Below are 3,289 nucleotides of genomic sequence, written 5' to 3' on the forward strand. Positions count from 1 at the left end.
GTGGCAGCCGCTCCGGCCGCCCGGTCGGTGCCTGCCGGGAGCGAGCGACACGGCCTGCTCGGCGGGATCGGGCCGGCCACCTGGATCGCCGTGACGCTCACCGCCGCCGCCGTGCTGGGCACCGTGACGATGGGTGGCGCGACGAGACGTCGCCGACGGCGCCTGGTCGTCAGCTCGCGGCTCGCCGCGATGTCGGGCGGGCCCAACGCCGCGCCGGTCAGCCGGTCAGCCGGGCCAGGCCACCGGACCGCGACGGACCGCTTCGACCGCTTCGACCGTTTCGCCGCCGACGCTCACCGCCGCGCGCCGGCCCGCAGCCTCGCGGAACGCGAACTTCAAGGACCGCGCCCGGCCCCGCGCCCGGAACGCGCCACGGGACCCGTCCGCTTCAGACCGCCCGACGGCATCGGGGGGCGGCTCCCCTCATCGTTGTCCACGTCGACCGGCTACGGCGAACCCGACGCCGAGCTGGACGAACCCGGTCATCCCGCCGGCAGCTACCACGATCACGACGGCGACTGCGCCGACCGCGATCGGATCGGTCGCCGTCGGCTCACCTCCGACGGAGCTGCCGGGCACGACGGCCGGCCCGCCCGCCCCGCCGTGGTACCCGGCGCCCTCTTCGCGCAGGACTGGCTTGACGACGAGAAACAGCACGCCCTGGGCGGCGCCCGGGTGACCCGGATCGGCCGATCGGCGCGATCCGGGCGATCGGCGAGGTCCGGCGACACCTCCGAGGACTGAGGCCGCCTTGGCTGGCGTCGCCGCCCCGGCCTCGACAGCCAGCGGCAGCGTGCCGGCCGGCCCCGGTGGCTCAGGCCGGCGCTGGGATCACTCCTGGGAACCGACGCCGGCCCGGTGGCCACCGCCCGCCGACCGCGGCGCGCCTCCCGAGCGGCCGAACGGGAAGAAGCGCAACTGCCGCCACCGCAGGTCGGGGCCGCGTTCGTATAGCCCGAACCCGCGGACGTCGAACTGGGCGCTGTAGTCCGAGAGCGCCTCATAGGCGTTGTCGAGGCCGTCCTCGGAGATGTCGTGCGCCACGGTGACGTGCGGGTGGTAAGCGAACGTCAACGGCCTTTCCAGCGGGCCAGAGCGCACCGCCGCCGCCAGTCGCGCGCAGCGGGCCGCCCCGGCGACCAGCGCGACGAACACCACCGGCGACAGTGGGCGGAACGTTCCCGACCCGGCGAGCCGGATCGTGAAGGGATCGTTCGGGACGGCGGCGCGAGACAGATGAGCCTCGATCGCCGGCAGGTCCGCCAGCCGGACGGTAGTCGGGCCCAACAGCGTGACATGCGGAACGATCAGGGACGCGTTGGGATCACCCAGCCGCTCCCGCCAGTCCTGCAACTGGGTGCGGTAGGGCTCCGGAATGCCGATTGCGACCCCGATGTCGGCGAGCTCGCCGGCATCCTCCGCCCCGTCCGGGTCGGCGGCCTGCGCCGGGCCGGTGACCGGCGCGGGGTGGCCGGCGAAGGTGGCATCAGCGGGATACGACGGGTCGACGGCGAACGTCCGGTGGGACGCGAACTTCGGGTCGGGCTCGTCGGTCGAGGGTGCGGCGGATGCCGCCCGGCCGGGCACGCCTTCAGCCATGCGCGACCGGCGCCGCGCCGTGCGCCGTCTTCCTGGGCCACCAGCCGGGCATCGTCACCCTCGGTGATTGCTGGCGTGCCGTCGCCGAGTCGGCGGCCGGCGCTGCGGATCGGTGTCGGCAAGGAAGCATGCCGACATCATGGCCCACGGAGCCGGTCTGTCTCCCGCGGACCGTCGTACCACCCGTTCACCAGAACCAGGTTGGGCGAAAATGGCGACAACCGGACCTTGTACCCCGCGCTGGCGACCGAGAAGTCCGACTCACACCGTCCAGGTCATGACCCCTGCCGGCCGCCGCGGCCCGCTCACCCCGCCGAGTTCACCATCGGCGGACGGGCGTGTGCCAGGACGTCATCCGACAGGGGTGGCCAGAGCTCACGCGCCCAGTCACCGAAGTTACGATCACACAGCGTCACACAGGCGACCTGGGCGGCCGGGTCCACCCAGAGAAAGGTGCCGGCCTGGCCGAAGTGGCCGAAGGTCCGCGGAGAGTTCGTGCCGCCGGTCCAGTGCGGCCGCTTGTTCCCACGGATCTCGAAGCCGAGCCCCCAGTCGTTCGGGGTCTGGCGGCCGAAGCCCGGCAGCACCCCGGACAGCCCGGGGAAGACGACCGACGTCGCCGCGGCGGACGTCTCGGCCGACAGCAGGGTCGGCGCGAGAAGCTCGGTGGCGAAGCCGAGCAGATCGGTGAGGGTCGCCGTCACGCCATGGGAGGGCGGGCCATCGAGGCGTGCGCCGCTCATGCCCAGCGGCTCGAGGACCGCCTCCGCGAGGTAGTCCGCGAACGCGATCCCGCTTGCACGGGTGACCTCCTCCCCCAACCGGTCGAATCCGGCGTTCGAGTAGATCCGGCGATCGCCCGGTGCCGCCAGCGGGGCGCTGCCCTCGAAGGGCAGCCCCGACGCGTGCGCGAGCAGGTGCGCCACCGTCGAACCCGGCGGCCCCGCCGGGTCGGCCAGGGCGAGCGCGCCCTCCTCGACCGCGATGAGGACCGCGTAGGCGCAGAGGATCTTCGACACCGACGCCAGCCGGAACGGCTGGTCCGGCGGCCCCCACCGGCCAAGCTCCCGGACCGCGCCGCCGTCGTCGCGCCCGAGCACGCCGACGGCTGTCGTCTCGACCGGCCACCGCGAAACCTGCGCCAGTGCGTCCACGCCCCGAACTGTACGAAGTTCCATGGCCGCGCGGGTGAAACGAGGCAGGGCCCACCGCCACCTGCGTGAGCGCCGGCCGGCCCCGGCCGAGGGCGCTCGCTCGTCGTCGGGCGACCGGCTGCGAGACTGGCTGTCGTGCAGACCTCGTCCTCTCCGTCCGATCCGACCGGCCCAGCCGCCTCGCGCACCGCCTCCGCGGGCCCGACCAAGGACGCCGGGACGATCACCATGGCCACCCCGATCGTGCGGCTCGACGAGCCCGACGAGCTGCCGGACGGTCCCATCGACGTACTGATCGTCGGAGGTGGCCCGGCGGGCTGCGCCGCGGCGCTGGCGGCGCTACGGGACCGCCCCGGCGCGAGTGTCGTCATCGCGGACGCGGCCGCCTTCCCCCGGGACAAGACCTGCGGCGACGGTATCGCCCCGCACGGCCTGGACGTGCTGCGCGACCTCGGCGTGACCGACGCCGTGGCCGGCTACCGGCCGGTCGACCGGTTGCGGCTGCGGACCCCCGGCGGCGCCGAGGTGGCCACCCC

3 protein-coding genes and 1 pseudogene are annotated in these 3,289 nt (G+C 74.3%); 2 read left to right on the forward strand and 2 right to left on the reverse strand.

The window, feature by feature from the left end; translation table 11 throughout:
• Positions 1-744 (forward strand): annotated as a pseudogene (locus MXD58_RS23510) (hypothetical protein); the annotation flags it as partial.
• 87 nt (positions 745-831) lie between these two features.
• Here MXD58_RS23510 and MXD58_RS23515 read toward each other — a convergent pair.
• Together MXD58_RS23515 and MXD58_RS23520 are read right to left on the reverse strand one after the other, a co-directional pair.
• On the reverse strand, positions 832-1,599 hold the full coding sequence (locus MXD58_RS23515; RefSeq protein ID WP_248840962.1) for a 2'-5' RNA ligase family protein: 768 nt from the start codon (positions 1,597-1,599) through the stop codon (positions 832-834).
• A gap of 305 nt (positions 1,600-1,904) precedes the next feature.
• Positions 1,905-2,777, reverse strand: a complete 873-nt coding sequence (locus tag MXD58_RS23520) for a serine hydrolase domain-containing protein (protein WP_284678799.1) — start codon at positions 2,775-2,777, stop codon at positions 1,905-1,907.
• A 204-nt stretch (positions 2,778-2,981) separates the two neighbouring features.
• On the opposite strand from MXD58_RS23520, the gene MXD58_RS23525 reads away from it, so the two are divergent.
• On the forward strand, positions 2,982-3,289 hold a 308-nt coding region (locus tag MXD58_RS23525), incomplete at its 3' end, for an NAD(P)/FAD-dependent oxidoreductase (RefSeq protein WP_250609936.1).

Origin of the sequence: Frankia sp. AgKG'84/4 (genome assembly GCF_023242965.2) — a bacterium.
GTDB lineage: Bacteria > Actinomycetota > Actinomycetes > Frankiales > Frankiaceae > Frankia.

Coding starts and splice junctions, on each gene's coding strand:
- MXD58_RS23515 (WP_248840962.1), bottom strand. CDS start 1,599: ATGGCTGAAGGCGTGCCCGGCCGGGCGGCATCCGCCGCACCCTCGACC.
- MXD58_RS23520 (WP_284678799.1), bottom strand. CDS start 2,777: ATGGAACTTCGTACAGTTCGGGGCGTGGACGCACTGGCGCAGGTTTCG.